The 16,875-nt window shown below is 33.5% G+C and carries 13 protein-coding genes; 3 read left to right on the plus strand and 10 right to left on the minus strand.

Annotated features, from left to right (window positions below):
- Positions 1-87: 87 nt before the first annotated feature.
- From HM984_RS13240 to HM984_RS13250, 3 genes are all read right to left on the minus strand, one after another.
- Entirely contained in the window at positions 88-1,200 is a 1,113-nt protein-coding gene (locus HM984_RS13240; RefSeq protein ID WP_306455294.1) for a methyltransferase, read from the minus strand.
- 169 nt (positions 1,201-1,369) lie between these two features.
- On the minus strand, positions 1,370-2,350 hold the full coding sequence (locus tag HM984_RS13245) for a PLP-dependent cysteine synthase family protein (RefSeq protein WP_020896488.1): 981 nt from the start codon (positions 2,348-2,350) through the stop codon (positions 1,370-1,372).
- 484 nt (positions 2,351-2,834) lie between these two features.
- On the minus strand, positions 2,835-4,067 hold the full coding sequence (locus HM984_RS13250) for an ABC transporter permease (RefSeq protein WP_115809863.1): 1,233 nt from the start codon (positions 4,065-4,067) through the stop codon (positions 2,835-2,837).
- Positions 4,068-4,075: 8 nt separating this feature from the next.
- Here HM984_RS13250 and HM984_RS13255 point away from each other — a divergent pair, with 8 nt between their 5' ends.
- Positions 4,076-5,353: an exo-beta-N-acetylmuramidase NamZ family protein gene (locus tag HM984_RS13255; RefSeq protein ID WP_179349487.1), complete on the plus strand. Its 1,278-nt coding sequence runs from the start codon at positions 4,076-4,078 to the stop codon at positions 5,351-5,353.
- 2 nt (positions 5,354-5,355) lie between these two features.
- Here HM984_RS13255 and HM984_RS13260 read toward each other — a convergent pair whose 3' ends face one another.
- From HM984_RS13260 to HM984_RS13275, 4 genes are read right to left on the minus strand one after another with little or no spacing between them, the layout of a single operon-like run.
- Positions 5,356-6,222 carry a glycerophosphodiester phosphodiesterase gene (locus HM984_RS13260; protein ID WP_257018499.1) on the minus strand — a complete coding sequence of 289 codons (867 nt, stop codon included), beginning with the start codon at positions 6,220-6,222 and terminating at the stop codon, positions 5,356-5,358.
- Positions 6,212-7,051, minus strand: coding sequence for a sterol desaturase family protein (locus HM984_RS13265; protein ID WP_179349488.1), 840 nt, complete (start codon positions 7,049-7,051; stop codon positions 6,212-6,214). The genes HM984_RS13260 and HM984_RS13265 overlap by 11 nt, the downstream gene beginning before the upstream one ends.
- 5 nt (positions 7,052-7,056) lie before the next feature.
- The gene (locus HM984_RS13270; RefSeq protein ID WP_179349489.1) at positions 7,057-7,956 is read right to left on the minus strand and encodes a hypothetical protein; all 900 of its coding nucleotides are present in this window, start codon (positions 7,954-7,956) and stop codon (positions 7,057-7,059) included.
- A gap of 57 nt (positions 7,957-8,013) precedes the next feature.
- Positions 8,014-8,505, minus strand: coding sequence for a YkgJ family cysteine cluster protein (locus HM984_RS13275; RefSeq protein ID WP_092469023.1), 492 nt, complete (start codon positions 8,503-8,505; stop codon positions 8,014-8,016).
- 71 nt (positions 8,506-8,576) lie between these two features.
- On the opposite strand from HM984_RS13275, the gene HM984_RS13280 reads away from it, so the two are divergent.
- Positions 8,577-9,275, plus strand: coding sequence for a class I SAM-dependent methyltransferase (locus tag HM984_RS13280; protein ID WP_179349490.1), 699 nt, complete (start codon positions 8,577-8,579; stop codon positions 9,273-9,275).
- 315 nt (positions 9,276-9,590) lie between these two features.
- Positions 9,591-9,962, plus strand: a complete 372-nt coding sequence (locus HM984_RS13285; protein ID WP_179349491.1) for a GxxExxY protein — start codon at positions 9,591-9,593, stop codon at positions 9,960-9,962.
- A 75-nt stretch (positions 9,963-10,037) separates the two neighbouring features.
- Here the strand turns inward: HM984_RS13285 and HM984_RS13290 are convergent, their stop codons facing one another.
- The 3 genes from HM984_RS13290 to HM984_RS13300 all read right to left on the minus strand — a co-directional run bounded on the left by HM984_RS13290 (position 10,038) and on the right by HM984_RS13300 (position 16,631).
- Complete coding sequence (locus tag HM984_RS13290) at positions 10,038-11,702, minus strand: amidohydrolase (protein ID WP_179349492.1); 1,665 nt, start codon at positions 11,700-11,702, stop codon at positions 10,038-10,040.
- Between the two features lie 117 nt (positions 11,703-11,819).
- Positions 11,820-13,550 carry a TonB-dependent receptor gene (locus tag HM984_RS13295; RefSeq protein WP_179349493.1) on the minus strand — a complete coding sequence of 577 codons (1,731 nt, stop codon included), beginning with the start codon at positions 13,548-13,550 and terminating at the stop codon, positions 11,820-11,822.
- A gap of 57 nt (positions 13,551-13,607) precedes the next feature.
- Entirely contained in the window at positions 13,608-16,631 is a 3,024-nt protein-coding gene (locus HM984_RS13300; RefSeq protein WP_179349494.1) for a tetratricopeptide repeat protein, read from the minus strand.
- Positions 16,632-16,875: the final 244 nt, after the last annotated feature.

The following is a 16,875-nucleotide window of genomic DNA, read 5'->3' on the forward strand; positions in this document are numbered from 1 at the left end:
AGCCTGAGTAACTCCCAGGCTTATGCTTTTAAATGATAAAATTTACGTTCTCACTTCTACTTTTATCAGTGATCTAAAACAGCATTTTTAAACATGAGTCAAAACCCAAAGTTCTACTTCTTCATTCTTACGATGATCTAAATCTCGTTTTGTTTTATCAGATCCTTTTTTAACGCTTTTCTTATAACACTTTTCTAATTGAAACCGCCCACCTTCAGCGATTTCCTGTTCAATAGGATTAGATTTGGCTACACCTGTTATTTGCGCGAAATTTGAGAAGATGAGTACCAGTTTGCCATCTGGTAATAACATTTGCTTTGCGGCCTCAAAAAATTCAGAAAACAACGTGTCATTATAATAAATAGCCTCATCTAGATTATTTAAATCTCGTGTTTCGGCTAACCAAGGTGGGTTAAAAACAATGAGTTCTGTTTTATTTGTCCACTTGCCAAAAAGCGATCCAAAATCGAGTTCTATTTTCCGAGAGAGTTTAGTATCTCCCATCATTTCTGTTAAACCAATTATAGCATTAGGATTTGTATCTGTTGCAAAAACCTTTTGAAATCCATGCTTTACCATTTGTAATGCTAAGACACCACTGCCAACACCAACATCTATGGCAGACTTTTTAGGTCCTGAATATCGTTTTAACCAATTATCAAACAATTCTAAATGCTCAAAGCGTGTTGGAAAATACGTTCCATAATACGGATAAATTTTATTTCGCAATCCAGGAATTGTAATGCCGTTTGTATACCATTGCCATGCACTATTTAGACCTTGTACTTGCGGAAGGGTTAATAAAAAATCGCTCGTTTCTGGATATAATTTTTTTAGCCATCCTATAATTGGTGCTTTCTTTACTAGTATTTGATGGTTTTCAATTTCTACAATAATAAGGTTTGAAAGCTTGTGATAAACCGCACGAAACGCCCGCTGCTCTTTAAATGATGTATTAGGTAATGTTCTATTAAGATGTTCTTGTAAACCGTTAAGCAGTACGGAGCCGTTATTATAGAATTCAGTAATTAAAACAGGGTTACCAGCTTCTAATACTTTTATAATACTTTTAATATCTTCCCCTCTATTATATATAGTGACATCTTTTAGCGGTAAAAATGGTTCTGGTTTATTTACTTTAAGATCTGTCATTATAGTTGGTTTCCCTTTTGGGTGAAGGTAGGCAAATGCTTCCGCCAACTATGATGAATTAGGAAATGAATTAAAATAGAATTATTTACTACTACATTGAAATAAAAGCAAATGGAGACTATTAGCGCTGTCAAAATGGTTGAAACAAAAAAATCCTGATAATTAGATCAGGATTTTTGTTTTTATATAATGAGATTCCTGTCTTCGCAGGAATTTGTTAATCGATGTAACCCATCTTACGCATCCAATCGTCGTTAAACATTTTACCGACATAACGACTTCCGTGGTCATGAAATAAAACGACAACCACATCGTCTGGTTTAAAATGTTCTTTTAATTGCAATACTCCTTTTATGGCTGAACCTGCAGAGTTTCCTAAAAACATACCTTCTTCTTTAGCTAAACGTTGTGTGTATACACATGCATCTTTATCGGTAACTTTAGTAAAACCATCAATAATATCAAAATCTACATTCTTTGGTAAGATGTCTTCACCGATACCTTCTGTAACGTACGGATAGATTTCATCTTCATCAAATATCCCGGTTTCGTGATATTTTTTAAATACAGAACCATAAGTATCCACACCCCAAACTTTAATATTAGGGTTTTGCTCTTTCAGGTATTTTCCAACTCCTGAAATCGTTCCACCTGTACCAACACCAACTACAAAATGTGTAATCTTACCATCGGTTTGTTTCCAGATTTCTGGACCTGTACTTTCGTAGTGTGCTTTTGTATTACTTGGGTTGTCGTATTGATTAACGTACCAAGAATTCGGAGTTTCTTCACCTAAACGTTTCGATACCGAATAATAACTACGAGGATCTGTTGGTTCTACATCTGTTGGACAAACAATAACTTCTGCACCTACAGCACGCATAATATCTACTTTTTCTTTAGATTGTTTATCTGCCATTACAAAGATACATTTGTAACCTTTTACTATAGCAGCTAAGGCTAATCCCATTCCGGTGTTTCCAGATGTTCCTTCAATGATTGTTCCGCCAGGCTTCAATCGTCCATCGGCTTCAGCATCTTCTATCATCTGCAAAGCCATACGGTCTTTAACAGAGTTTCCTGGGTTAAAAGTTTCGTATTTAGCAAGTACTAAACAAGGTAAATCTTCGACTAGTTTATTCATTTTAACTAGTGGTGTATTTCCTATTGTACCTAATATATTTTCTGCGTATTCCATAGTTGTTTTTTCGAGGGAGCAAAGTTACGTTAAATGTTGTGTTATAAAAATCCAAAAAAAGTTAAATTCTAATGACTAAAAACTGTTACACAAAGTTGCACGAAGAATTCACGGAGGTGCACGGAGAGATTCTTTTAAACTATAAACTGAATATTTTAAATTTAATATTCTCGCGAAGGCACAAAGACTCACAGTTAAAATTCGAAAAGTAATGATTAATCTTAAATGCTGTTACACGAAGTTGCACGGAGACATCACAGAGATGCACGGAAAGATTGTTTTAGATTATAGACTGAATATTTTAAATTTAATATTCTCGCGAAGACGCTAAGGCGAGAAGTTGAAATGTAAAAAGTAATGATTAATCTTAAATGCTGTTACACGAAGTTGTACGGAGACGTCACAGAGATGCATGGAGAGCTTCTTTTAAACTATAGACTGAATATTTTAAATTTAATATAGATACTGCGGAAGTTTTTCTTGATTAATCGAATCGAATAGCTTTGACTGGAGAAATTTTAGAAATAATTACCGAAGGAATTAAGAGCATTAACAAACAGGCCACAAACGTGCCTATATTTAATAGAATTATATAATCCCAACTGATATAAACCGGAGCATTATTCACATAATAAATATCTGGATTTAATGGAAATAGTTTGAAATATTTCTGCGCAAACAACAAGCCTAAACCTATCATATTTCCCCATAGTAAACCTAAACCTATTAAGTAAGAAGCGTTATAGAGAAACACTTTTCTGATGGTCCAATTAGAACTTCCTAAAGCTTTTAGGATGCCTATCATTTGAGTGCGTTCTAAAATTAAAACCAATAATGCAGTAATCATGTTAATTCCAGCGACAATAATCATAATAGCGATAATGCCGTATGTATTGTTATCAAAAATCTTAATCCATTCAAAAATCGTGTAATATTTTCGGGTGATAGATGTAGCGTTCATTAAAGACGGCACTTCCTTAAAGATTTCAACCGTTTTTTCTTCAATCTGCGAGAAGTCATCTATAAAGACTTCAAAACTCCCTATTTGATCGGGTTCCCATTTATTGATGCGTTGAATATGCCTTAAGTCAGCAATACAAAACTTTTCATCTAGCTCCTGAAAACCAGAATTGTAAACCCCTACAATTTCATAATTAAGGATGCGTGGCCTATCATTTAAAGGATTACCAAATAAGGTTTGAAATTTATCTCCGACTTTAAATCCTAAGCGATTGGCTAAATAATTAGAGATTAAAATTTCTTGGTTTATCTCTTTTGTAAAATCTGGAAGTCGGCCTTCAACTAAAAATTCTTTAAAATAGTCCCAATTATAATCGGCTCCTACTCCTTTTACAACCACTCCTTCAAAATCCGTTTCTGTTCTAATAACAGCAAACTTTTGAGCCACACCTTGAATGTGATTAATACCATCTACAGATGTAAAATTCGGATAAAAATCCTGATTGATAGAAATTGGCACTTGCGATTCGTCTGAAGCGTTAGAATCGTAATTTTTAATTTCTACATGACCATTAAACGCTACAACTTTATCTCTAATCTTTTGTTGTAAACCGATACCTGTAGCAATTGCAATAAGCATTACAATAATTCCAATAGCAATTGCTGCGATACCAATTTTAATTATTGGTGCCGAAACACTACTTTTATACGTTTTATTGCCAATTATACGTTTAGCTATAAATAACTCGAAATTCACTCTTAGATATGCTTTTAAAGGTTTTCAAAAATACAGTTTTATTCTCTATAATTATTGGGATTTCCCTTGTAACATTTTCATGTGGAAATAGTGTAAAGCGAGACGTTGAAAGCTCTGCTCTAAAAGACTTAGCGGATAACGGTATTTCTACTCCTTATATGGTAAACAACGAAGTTGATAAACCAATTATTGTTGGAGCCAACAGAACATCAACATATTTACCTCTATTAAAAGGAAAGCGTGTGGCTGTAGTTGCTAATCAGACGAGTGTCATTTTTAAAAACCAAGGCTATACTCATATTGTAGATTCCTTGTTGAGTTTAGATGTTGATATCAAAAAAGTATTTTCTCCAGAACATGGGTTTAGAGGGACTGCAGATGCTGGTGAATTAGTAAAAGATGGCAAGGACACCAAAACGGGTTTATCCATTTATTCACTTCATGGTAAACATAAAAAACCTACCAAAACACAGCTTGAAGATGTAGATCTCATGGTTTTTGATATTCAAGATGTTGGTGTTCGGTTTTACACTTACATTTCTACATTACATTATATTATGGAAGCTTGTGCCGAACAAAATATTCCCGTTTTAATTTTAGATCGTCCAAACCCGAATGGTAATTATATTGATGGTCCTGTTTTAGAAAAAAAGCACAGTAGTTTTTTAGGTATGCATCCTATTCCTTTGGTACATGGTATGACCATTGGCGAATACGCAAAAATGGTTAATGGAGAAGCGTGGTTAACGAATGGAGTGACTTGTGACATTACGATTATTGAAATGCAAAACTATGATCATAATCGCACCTATAGCTTAGCTTTAAGACCGTCTCCAAATTTACCGAACGACCAATCTATTGAGCTATATCCGAGTTTAGGTTTGTTTGAAGGTACCAATATCAATGCTGGTAGAGGAACAGAATTTCAGTTTCAACGCTATGGTGCCCCGTTTTTAGATAAGAATCATTATACCTTTAAGTATACTCCTATTCCTAATTTTGGATCTAAACACCCAAAACATGAAAACGAAGTTTGTTATGGTGTTGATTTATCTAAAGTGAAAGCAGAACGTCATTTTACTTTAAAATATATTATGGATGCGTATCACAATGCTACTGATAAATCCAAAGTGTTTAATACGGCTAATTTCACCACTCATGCTGGGACTGCAACATTGCAAAAACAAATTGAAGCCGGTTTAACTGAAGCTGAAATTAAAGCGACGTGGCAAAACGATTTAGACGCATACAAGAACGTACGTCGTCAGTATTTACTCTATAAATAAATCTACTGTTTTAGTATTTCAATAAGCTGATCGGGATAATCTGTAATAATACCATCTACAGCCCAAGACTGCATGAGCTTCATATCTTCTGTGGCGTTAATAGTCCAAGGAATTACTTTAAAGCCCTGATCTTGATATGCTTTTACCGATTCTGCAGTCAATAGTTTAAAATATGGACTGATAATTTCTGGTTTAAAGGATAACTCTTCAAGTTTTACGTCGATCGTTTCATTATCCTCAACTAACAAGGCAACCTCCATTTTTGGTGATTGCTTTTTAATTTCTTCAAGAATGACAACATCAAAAGATTGAAGATTTACACGATTGAGCATGTCATTTTTTTCAATTTCGTTTAAAACTAATTTCACATAAGCTTTAGGCTGTGGCGTAAAAACACCATAATATGACGTTTCAGATTTAATTTCAATATTAAACTTAACATCTGAATCTTTAGCTTTAACCAAATCAAAAACTTCAGATAATAACGGTTTGTAGGTCTTTAACTTTTCTTGCTGAGGATATGTTGGATGAAATTTTGAACCACAATCAAATTGTTTAATCTCATCATAATTCATGTGATATAAATTATAATCTTTTTCTGAGTTATCAGGCAGAACGTCTCCATCAGGATTTAGACATATAATTGGATTCATATAAGGTTCATGAGACACCACAACCTTATGATCTTTAGAAATTACAATGTCTAATTCTAAAGTATGCACTCCTAAATCAATAGCCTTTTCAAAAGCAGGCAACGAATTTTCTGGCAATAAACCTCTACAACCTCTGTGGCCTTGAATATCAATTTGCTTTTTAGAATTACAACTCATACATAAAATTATTAAGACGATAATGGTATTAGTTTTCATCTGCAGAAAGCGTTGATTTTTCATAATTCTGAAAAGGCTGTTTTAATAGCTCTTTAATATTTCCATTTTTAACTTCATCTGGAAACACATCCACTCCATAAATCAACTTTTCGCGATCCATATATCGATAAGTTCCTAACATGCGATCCCAAATACTGAAGATATTTCCAAAGTTTGAATCTGTATAAGGTAATCTATAATGGTGATGGATTTTATGCATATCTGGTGAGACAATCACATAGCTTAATGCTTTATCTAAACCTTTTGGCATTTTAATATTGGCATGCGTAAGCTGAGTAAATATAAGTGATAGCGCTTGGTAAATCATTACCAAAGCAATTGGAGTCCCAACGATAAAAATACCAAGCAGTGTAAACGAAAACCGAATGACACTTTCTATTGGGTGATGTCTATTTCCGGTAGTTGTATCTACACTATGATCGGTATGATGTACTAAATGCACCATCCAAAGTGGTTTTATTCTGTGCTCTACATAATGTGCTAAATAGGCGCCGAAAAAATCGAGTAACACAACTCCTAGCAACGCATGTAACCATAACGGCATTTGCGGTAACCAATTTATAATGCCGAAATTATTAGCCGTAACCCAATCTGAAGACCATAACAACAAAAAAGCCAAAGCAAAATTAATTATGATGGTGGTCAATGTAAAAAAGAGATTTGGAAGTGCGTGCCTCCACTTTTTGTATTTGAACTTAAATAATGGTATACCACCTTCTAACAACCAGAAAAAGGTTAAACCTCCTACTAAAATAAGACTTCGATGAGTCGAAGGAATAGTTTCAAAATAGGAGATCAAATTTTCCAAAACTGTTATGAATTAAGATTAATAAGCAATTGCGCTTTCTTCAAATTTACTGAAGAAATTTTAGATTCCCATAATGCTGCATTAGTTTCATCATTTACAGCCTTATAAGCTGTATAATATAAAAATGCCACTAAGGACTGATTATTAGACTCCATGTTTTCAGCATCCATTCGGTTTAATTGTCTAATTACTTTTTTAGGGCGTTTTGTTATTAAATATTGCTGAACATCTAAAAGCGATACACGTTCTGTTAAGGCTTTCTGATCTTCGGATGGGTTAGCTGTAATAAATTCAGAAGCTTCATTTAAATAAATAAGTCCTAAATCTATTAAAGTTCGTCTAGCTTTTTCTTTCAAGTACATTGAATAATCAAAATACTTAGACGCTAAATAATAGGCCGAATAGAAATCCCTTTCCGTCTTATAACCAATGAGTTCAGGCGAGATATATTCTGTATTTAAGGCATAATTATTAATTATTGTTGTGATGTTTTGAAAATTATCAGGATCATTAGAAAGGTTTAAAATATTCCCATTAACATCCATTATCTTTATAGAATCGTCATTAAACTTGTTAATATATTGTTGCGATCGGTTGTCCTTAATTTTCGCATATAACTCTGCATAATTATGCTCAGCTACAATTACAGGAACAAAATACTCCCAAATTAAAGGACTAATAACTTCACTTTCAAATAAATTTTCAATCAAGATTGTTTTACCAATCTCATCATTTGCTAAAACAGCATAGGGATATAGAGTACTTTCTTCCCAAACCATCAGCACCATTTTATTTTGGGTTAGCGCTAAATTTTGTGCAATATCTAAATTGGTCATCCATGGCTGTGAATAGGACACATTAAACGCAAACAATAGAAACAGTAATTTTAAAATTAAATTATTCATAGTCTTTTTTTTTTATCTGTTAAGCATCAAAAATTATTCCGAATACAACTTCAATTATTACTGAATACGCTTTTTCATTTCTTCAACAATATTATATGCTGCCGGACAAATAGCAACATTCTTCATCGTTAAATTAGAGATCTGTTGAAACTTTTTTCGATCCGTGTGTGGAAACTCACTACAGGCCTTAGGTCTCACATCATAAATTGAACAATAATTATCTGCCCCTAAAAATGTACACGGCACAGATTGCAACACATAATCATTTTCATCATCTAAGCGTAAATAGGTTTCAATGAATTGCTGTTCTTTCATTTTGAAAAACTTTGCAATCCGCTGGATATCTTTTGGCGTAAATAAAGGCCCTGTGGTTTTACAGCAATTAGCACACTTTAAACAATCAGTGCGCTCAAATTCTTCTTCATGCAACTCTTGCATTAAATAGTCTAACTGTTTTGGTGGTTTCTTTTTTAGCTTGGTAAAAAAGGTTTTATTCTCCTTATGCTTATCTTTGGCGAGCTTAGGAAGATTATTAATTTGGTCTTGCATAAAACAAATTTAATTAAAGTTCTCGATACAATTTATATAAAAATAGAAATCACACGAACTAACCAATGACTATGAGTAAAGACCTCTTTGGAAAAGCCTTATTAGATTATCAGAATGGAAACTATTCTGAGGACATCATTACATATACAAACATTTCAGATGAAGATGAATTACCGCTTCCTTATTTATTTAGGAATTATTCTGAAATGCCAAAACTTGAGCAAGCAGCTTTAAAATTAGCAAAAGGCAATGTGTTAGATGTGGGTTGTGGTTCTGGAAGTCATGCGTTGTGGTTACAAGAACAAGATATCAAAGTAAAAGCTATTGATAGTTCTGAAGGTGCAGTTGAAGTCGCTATGAAACGTGGTGTTTTAAATGTTGAATTAAAACCACTTTTAGAGGAAACCGAAAGTTTTGATACGATTTTACTATTGATGAATGGTACGGGAATTTTCCAAGAATTATCTGAAGTAGCGAACTATTTAAAGCATTTAAAGTCACTTTTGAATCTTGATGGTCAAATTTTAATTGACTCCTCCGATATTTCATATATGTATGAAGATGACGATGGCGGCATGTGGCTAGACCTCAACCAAGGTTATCCTGGTGAATTAGATTATTTCTTATCTTATAAAGGCGAAAAAGAAGTGCCTATGAAATGGTTATATCTCGATTTTGAAACCTTGAAAACAGCTTGTTTAACAGTTGGTTTAAAGTGTGAGAAGGTTATGGATGGTGAGCATTTTGATTATTTGGCTAGGATCTTTTAAGGACTATTTCACAAAAAGAAGGCACAAAAGACACCAAAATGTATTTAAAATTAATTAGATACATTTATACCTATGGATGCGAATAAATTATCAAATATCATTTTAGGCTGTGCAATAGAAGTGCACAAACAAACTCGATTTTGAAACCTTGAAAACAGCTTGTTTAACGATTGGTTTGAAGTGTGAAAAGGTTATGGATGGTGAGCATTTTGATTATTTGGCTAGGATCTTTTAAGGACTATTTCACAAAGTTCCACAAAGAAGGCACAAAAGACACCAAAATGTATTTAAAATTAATTAGATACATTTATACCTATGGATGAGAATAAATTATCAAATATCATTTTAGGCTGTGCAATAGAAGTGCACAAACAACTTGGCCCAGGATTATTAGAATCGGCTTATCAAGAGTGTTTATTCTATGAATTAAAGAAAGCTGGTCTTGCTGTTCAAAAAGAAAAAGCATTACCTATTGTTTATAAAGACATAATGTTAGATCATGGCTATAGAATTGATTTGCTTGTCGAAAACAAAGTCGTCATAGAAATTAAAACTGTTGAAGCATTCTCTGATGTTCATTTAGCACAAGTATTAACCTATTTAAAACTTGGAAATTATAAATTAGGATTGCTTTTGAACTTTCATGTTACAACACTAAAAAATGGAATCCGACGCGTGATTCTATAATCATTTTTACTTGACATGAATTTTCTTTGTGAAACTTTGTGCCTTCTTTGAGGAACTTTGCGCTACAACTTATAATTACTGTACCTCACCTCCAACCACAGTCTTCAGAACTTTAATTTTTGGAATTTCATTAGCTTCAACCGTCATAATATCATTATCTAAGATGATAAAATCGGCAAACTTCCCAACTTCAATACTTCCTTTTTCATTTTCTTCAAAATTAGAATAGGCCGCCCAAATCGTCATGCCTTTTAAGGCTTCTTCTCTGCTTAGAACATTTTCCATTTGAAAACCTCCTTCTGGAAATCCTTCTAAATCTTGTCGTGCGACAGCGGCATAAAAGGTTAAAAACGGACTAACACGCTCCACAGGAAAATCAGTTCCTAAAGCCACTTTACCATAAGCTTCTAATAATTGTTTATAAGCATAAGCCCCTTTTATACGTTCAGATCCTACTCTATCTTCTGCCCAATACATATCACTAGTGGCATGCGTTGGTTGTATCGATGGCATAATGTTTTTATACAATTCAAAATCCTCAGGAGATACAATTTGAGCATGCTCTACACGCCAACGTCTGTCTTCTTTTCCTTCTAACACTTTAGTATAGGTTTGTAACACCGCATGATTAGCAGAATCTCCAATAGCATGTGTATTCATTTGAAATTCTGAATTTGCAATACGCTCTGCTGATGTTTTTAAAGTTTCTAAATCTGTAACCAGTAATCCTAAATGGCCAGGTTTATCTGAATATGGTTCTCTTAACATCGCACCTCGAGACCCTAAAGCTCCATCTGCGTAAAACTTAAACGAACGCACATTTAGGTAATCTGTTTTAGTAACTCCTTTATCTAAAAAGTAATCCAGATTATCTTTAGACGCAGAAACCATAGCATAAATACGCATTTTTAATTCTCCTGATTTGTGAAGACTATCAATAATTTCAATAGCTTCTTTATGTAATCCGGCATCATCAACCGTAGTTAACCCCAAATCGAAACATAATTTTTGTGCTTCTAATAAGGCATTAGCCATATCATTTCGGGAGGGTTGTGGCCAATGTTCCATCACAAACATTTCCGCATTATCTACTAAAATACCGGTAAGTTCGCCATTTTCTACAACGACTTCTCCTCCTTCAATTTTAGAATTCACGGTTACATTTCCTAAATCTAAGGCTGCTTGATTGGCTAATATAGCATGGCCATCAATACGTACTAATGCAATAGGTGTATTTGGATAGAGTTTATCTAATAAGCGTTTGTTGGGAAATTCCTTCTCTTTCCAATCATTTTGATCCCAACCTCTACCAAAAATAAATTCGTTATTTCTTTCATTCTGAAAATCTAAAACACGTTTTACAACGTCCTCAAAACTTTTAGTACCGACTAAATCTACCGATTGCTGATTGAACCCTAACCCCAAAAAGTGACAATGTGCATCTATTAATCCTGGTACAATAGTTTTGCCTTCAGCATTAAGTGTATCGTTAGCTTTATATGTATTATCTATTTCAGAGGTCGTACCAACAGCAATTATTTTTCCATCTTTTACAGCAAATGCTTCAGCTTTACTAAAGCTATTATCAACTGTATAAATGTTAGCGTTTGTGACAATTAAATCAGCTTGTTGTTTATCTTTTTCACAAGAAAACATAGCACAAATAGCGACTAACACCACTACCTTTTTACTTCGTTTAATACAATTTGTAACTGCGTGATTGTAATACTGAAATTTCATTTGCTGTTGGTTTTGTGATATGTAAAAATAAGAAAAGCGCTCCAAATTGGAACGCTTTTAAATATCTTCTATGTTGTTTAATGAAATTCTGAGTCAAATTCAGAAGATCACGTCCTTCTAAAAATCAAATTGGTATGTAGCACCTCCAAGAAGCTGTATGCCTTGCACAGGGAAATTTGACCAACGGTTATAATTTTGACTCGCTATATTATTCGCTTTAACGAAAAATGATAATTGATCATTTGCTTTATAACCGACATGCGCGTTAGCATCAAAATAACTATCTAAAGTAACTGTTGTAGTGGTTGTATTCAAAGGATTCAAAATATCAAAATAAGTACTTTGATCTTCACGTTCGCCAACAAAGAACATACTTGCGCCTGCAAACCATTGTTCTGAAATTTGATAGTCTAAAAACACAGAGGCTGTAAGATCTGGTAAATTCCAAGCTTCAGATTCGTTATCTGTGCTGTAACCAAAGTATTCCCCTTTTACCCCTAAAGTAAAGTTTCTATTTAAATCTACATTCAACTCACCTGCCACAGAAAACGTAGTCACATCATCGTAAGCGACAAAAAATGAATTACCATATTGATATTCTGTTAAAGCATCACTCGGCACATCATTAGACTTGTATAAGGCTTTATTCTTTTCAGAACTATAACTTCCTTTTAAGCTATAACCAATATTACTAGAAAGCTTCCCCTTAGCACCTACAAACATTTTGTACTGCTGATCTGTTGGAGTTACCAAAAGTGTTGGTGATACAAATGGATTTTCGTTTACAAAATCGTAATACGAATTCTGAATTAGATCGCCTTTAAGTCCACCAAATGCAATTAAAATTTCATCAACCACTCGGTAAGATGCTTCTATGTTTGGATAGATATAAAATTTATTCTCACTAAATTCTGTGTCGTTAAGATAGGCTAATTTCACACCTAAATCAATCGTTAAATCATCTTGTACCAATTGATACGATGGTGCAAATCCGAACGTGACATTCCCGTAATTAATTTCACCAATATTAGAATAATCGCGATCGAAAGTCCCGCTAATATAATCTATAGAAAACTCTGATTTAATAACAGCATCTTGTACCACAAAATCAAAGCTAGTCTTGGCCACTAATCTGTTTTCAGCAGAATCGTGGTTATCCCCAAAACGTCTAAAACGAAGACTTGCATCTTTAACAATAGCGTCTTCAAAATCAATTTTACCACCAACATATAAATCATTATAAGTCTGGCCAGCATCAATACCATCTAAATCGCTTTCATTGAAATACTCTTGAGACACACCATACCAATTATAGGTTTGTAAATTAAAACCTCCATCAACTTGCCATGTAAAATCTCTATCGCTCTTTTTATAATAGGCGTTTAACTTGGTTTTCGAAAAATTATCATCCAAAAGCACATCATCAATACCTCCTTGAGACGAATGGTGACTAAAATAACCACCGACATTTTCATCTCTACTCAACTCATGGTTCAAATAAACTTCACCCAAAATAGTGGTATAACTTCCAAATCCTAATGAGGCATAATTATCATATAATTTTATCGCTTTGGCTTTGTCAACCGTTGCTGCTTTTCCTTTAGCTGGTGTAAACGTTGAAGCCACAGGAATTGAGAAAATATTGTACTTAATTTCCTTTTTCTTCACGGCATTAGAATCGTTCAACTTTGGGTTATCTTTAATTTTAAAGGCATCCGAAATTGTTGGAGTATATGGTTTTATAACGTTAACCGTTTGGTCTCCAATAGTGTCTTTGGTACGTTCTTGAGCATAACTAAATGTCAGACTCAAAGTAAACATTGCTAATCCTATATATTTAATTTTCATGTGTATTAATTTGATTGAAAATAAGTTTAACGCTAATTAAATTGTCTTGTTGCTTTATTAATTATCGTCTGTTTCGATTGATGAATTCGTTTTCGCTTCCTCTGCTTTTATTTTGTTTAATTCTACTTTAGCTTCACTTACAACCTCTGTAAAATCTGGGAAGTTACTAATCACGCTTTCTAAGATATAAGTCGCCTGAAACGCATCTCCTAAAGCATAGAAGTTCTTCGCCATAACCACCAATCCTTTTGCACTAAACAATTTATAGCTCCCATAATCCTTAGCTAATTTTTGAATGGTTGTGTTTGATGCTTCGTAATCACCAGCTTTATTTTTAAAATAACCTTTGTAGAATAAGGCTTCTGCAGCAACGCTTCCTGTAGCTATTTTTTCAACTTCAGCATAAGCTATTTTGGCTTTGGCTTCATTACCTGTTTCAATCGCAGATCGTGCAATTGTTAATTTAGCATCACTCTTAACTTTGTTATCTAATTTTGAATTGCTCAATACTTTTTCAGCATAGCTTTCGGCTTTAACGTAATCTTCGGTTTGGTAATAGGCATTCATTAAATTGGACTGTGCATAAACCACATTCTGAGGATAATCAGCTTCTTGCTCTAAACGTTTTAATACCGGAATAGCTTTTTCCCAATTAGAAGTGCTTAAGTAAATCTCGGTAAGTTTCACGATAGCTTGTTCTGTGTACTCACTTTTTGAAGCCTCAACAACCGCCTTATAATGTGGCTGTGCATTATCTAATAATTCTTTTTTATAGTACAATTGCGCTAAATAGAAATGCGCTTTTAGATTATGAATCCCTTTTGGAAACTGCGTCAAATAGTTATTAAACTGACGAATGGCTTTATCGGTTTCATTATCTAAATACGGCTTTTCTGCTGCTAAATATGTGGTATTATCTAAGTCTACATCAGAAATCTCAACATAATCTAACGTTCTTACCCAAGTTGCATATTCATCTACTTTACCTAAATCGATATAAATTAAACGGACTGTAGACACTGCCTGAACAGCTTCACCAGAACCTGGAAAATCAGTCGCTACTTTTTTGAATTTCGTCAATGCACGCGTGTTATCATTGCCGTTATAATACACTAAACCTTGACGCAATAAGGCTTTTGAAGTGAAGGCACTTGTTTTGTATTCAGAATTTAAGCGATCATACGTTTGCATGGCTTTATCTGTATCGTTAGATTTCACATACGAATTGGCTAACTCATACATCGCGTCATCTCGTAATGCCGATTTAGGATACGTATTTATAAAAGACTGTAATGCTGAAATCTTATCAGAACCTTTTCCTAAATACCCTTCGCTCATAGCGACTTGAAACGCTGCGTAATCCGTTTCAATTTCATTAATCTGAATCGCTTTTTTATAAGCATCAATAGCATCATTATATTTACTAGATACAAAATAACCATCTGCCAATCTTAAATAAGCATCATTTTGACGCAGTTTATCATTTGATTTATTCTTAATGAATTTCTCAAAATAGTTTGAAGAATTCGTATAGTCTTTCAATTTAAAATACGTGTATGCCAAATTGTAATTCAGGTTTTCATTTTCTGCTAAACTTGAAGACTCACTAAAACCATCAAACTGCTTAAATCCAATTAAGGCGTCATTATAATTGCTTAAATTATACTCTGTTTCGGCTTTCCAAAAGGTCGCTTTAGCCACAAAAATAGGATCTCTTGGTTCTTTTAGCGATCCATTAAAAAGGGCTAAGGCTTCGTTATATTTATTCTCATTATATAATTCTACAGCTCTAAAGAAGGCTACTTTTTGATAAGCCGCTTTGTTTTCAAAACTGTTCTTCCCTTTTAAAAGTTCTAAGGCTTCCTTATAATTCTTTGATGTGATGTATGAATCTATTAATAAAGTTTCAACCTCATCTTTATAACTCGTGTTTGGATATTGCTTTAAATAACCCGTTAAAACCTGAGGAACGGATTGGTATGGATTACCAATATCGTAACTAATCTTAGCGTAATTTAACCACGCATCTTCTTGAATTTTTAAATCAAAATCCATTTGTGATGCATTTCTAAACGCATTTAAAGCTTCTTGCTTTTTCTCTAAATTAATATAACTCTCACCTAAATGGTAATAGGCATTCTGAGCGACCGGATTATCTCCACCAATAATTTTATTGAATTCTGAAATCGCACTTTCAAAATCATTTTGCTTGTAATACGCATACCCTAATTGGTAATAATCGGTATTATTCCATTTTCTATCTTTCCCTTTATATTCTTTTAAATACGGAATCGCTTCGGCATACTTGCCAAGGTTAAAATAGCTTTCACCTATAATTTTAGATAATTCAGATTTTTCAGCCGCATTACTTTTGGCTAATTGTGCTTCGGCAAGCTCTATGGCTTTTTCAAACTTTCCTAATTTGAAATTTAAATCAGCCTGATAGTAAGACAACTTCTCTTTATACTTTTCGTTATCGCTAACTTGATCAAAATACTCATTTGCTTTATCATAGTCATCACCTTGATACGCCATAAAACCAATGTAGTACTTCGCTTGCGAGCCGTATTCTTTAGAATTTACAACACGGTTAAAATACTTAGTGGCTTTCTTCTCGTCTTTAGTTGAATACAAGCTATAGCCATAATTAAAATTGAAGCGTTCCTTTTCGGCTTGTGCCATATTGCGTTCGTCAACTTTATCGTACCATTTACGTGCGTAGGCATATTTTCCGTTGTTGAAATAATAATCGGCAACATCTAAAAATGCTGTATTTCGTTTGGTACTTGTCGGATACTCTTCTACGAATTCTGTAATAAGATTATCGGCATTATTTTGATTTAAACGCACCGCACAATTCGCTATATAATAAGCGCAATCGGATTCTATGGTAGCATCGTTTGTATTCAACTTTACATCGTCAAATAAAGTTTGGGCTGCTTTAAATTGATTGTTATTATATAAAGTCAATGCCTTTTGATAATCTTGAAACTCGTTGGTATAAATCGCAGATTTTTGCGCTATAGCAAGTGAAGAAAATACAAGAAAAACGATGATTAATTGTTTTTTAAAGAACATCATTTGTTGAGTGTTTTATTGATGATTTTATGTTGTGGCAAATATAATTCAATACCAAATCTATAACGATAGAAAACGCTTATAATTATACACGGAGTTATTAAATATTTATTTTCAATTGTGATCTATAGGTATTCGCAAGTAAAACGGTCAGCAAGCCATTATAGAAGTTTATAACGACATTGGGAGATTCGATTTTTAAGTTCTATTTTTACATCTCGTAAAATCAGTGCTTTTATCAATGATA

The sequence above is a fragment of the Winogradskyella pacifica genome (assembly GCF_013403915.1).
In the GTDB taxonomy this organism is placed as follows: Bacteria; Bacteroidota; Bacteroidia; order Flavobacteriales; family Flavobacteriaceae; genus Winogradskyella; species Winogradskyella pacifica.

Bases quoted from the DNA above. Each gene is read 5' to 3' on its own strand.
- HM984_RS13275 (WP_092469023.1), bottom strand. From the start codon at position 8,505: ATGCAAGACCAAATTAATAATCTTCCTAAGCTCGCCAAAGATAAGCAT.
- HM984_RS13295 (WP_179349493.1), bottom strand. From the start codon at position 13,550: ATGAAAATTAAATATATAGGATTAGCAATGTTTACTTTGAGTCTGACA.
- HM984_RS13260 (WP_257018499.1), bottom strand. From the start codon at position 6,222: ATGAAAACTAATACCATTATCGTCTTAATAATTTTATGTATGAGTTGT.
- HM984_RS13270 (WP_179349489.1), bottom strand. From the start codon at position 7,956: ATGAATAATTTAATTTTAAAATTACTGTTTCTATTGTTTGCGTTTAAT.
- HM984_RS13285 (WP_179349491.1), top strand. From the start codon at position 9,591: ATGGATGAGAATAAATTATCAAATATCATTTTAGGCTGTGCAATAGAA.
- HM984_RS13280 (WP_179349490.1), top strand. From the start codon at position 8,577: ATGAGTAAAGACCTCTTTGGAAAAGCCTTATTAGATTATCAGAATGGA.
- HM984_RS13290 (WP_179349492.1), bottom strand. From the start codon at position 11,702: ATGAAATTTCAGTATTACAATCACGCAGTTACAAATTGTATTAAACGA.
- HM984_RS13255 (WP_179349487.1), top strand. From the start codon at position 4,076: ATGCTTTTAAAGGTTTTCAAAAATACAGTTTTATTCTCTATAATTATT.
- HM984_RS13300 (WP_179349494.1), bottom strand. From the start codon at position 16,631: ATGATGTTCTTTAAAAAACAATTAATCATCGTTTTTCTTGTATTTTCT.
- HM984_RS13245 (WP_020896488.1), bottom strand. From the start codon at position 2,350: ATGGAATACGCAGAAAATATATTAGGTACAATAGGAAATACACCACTA.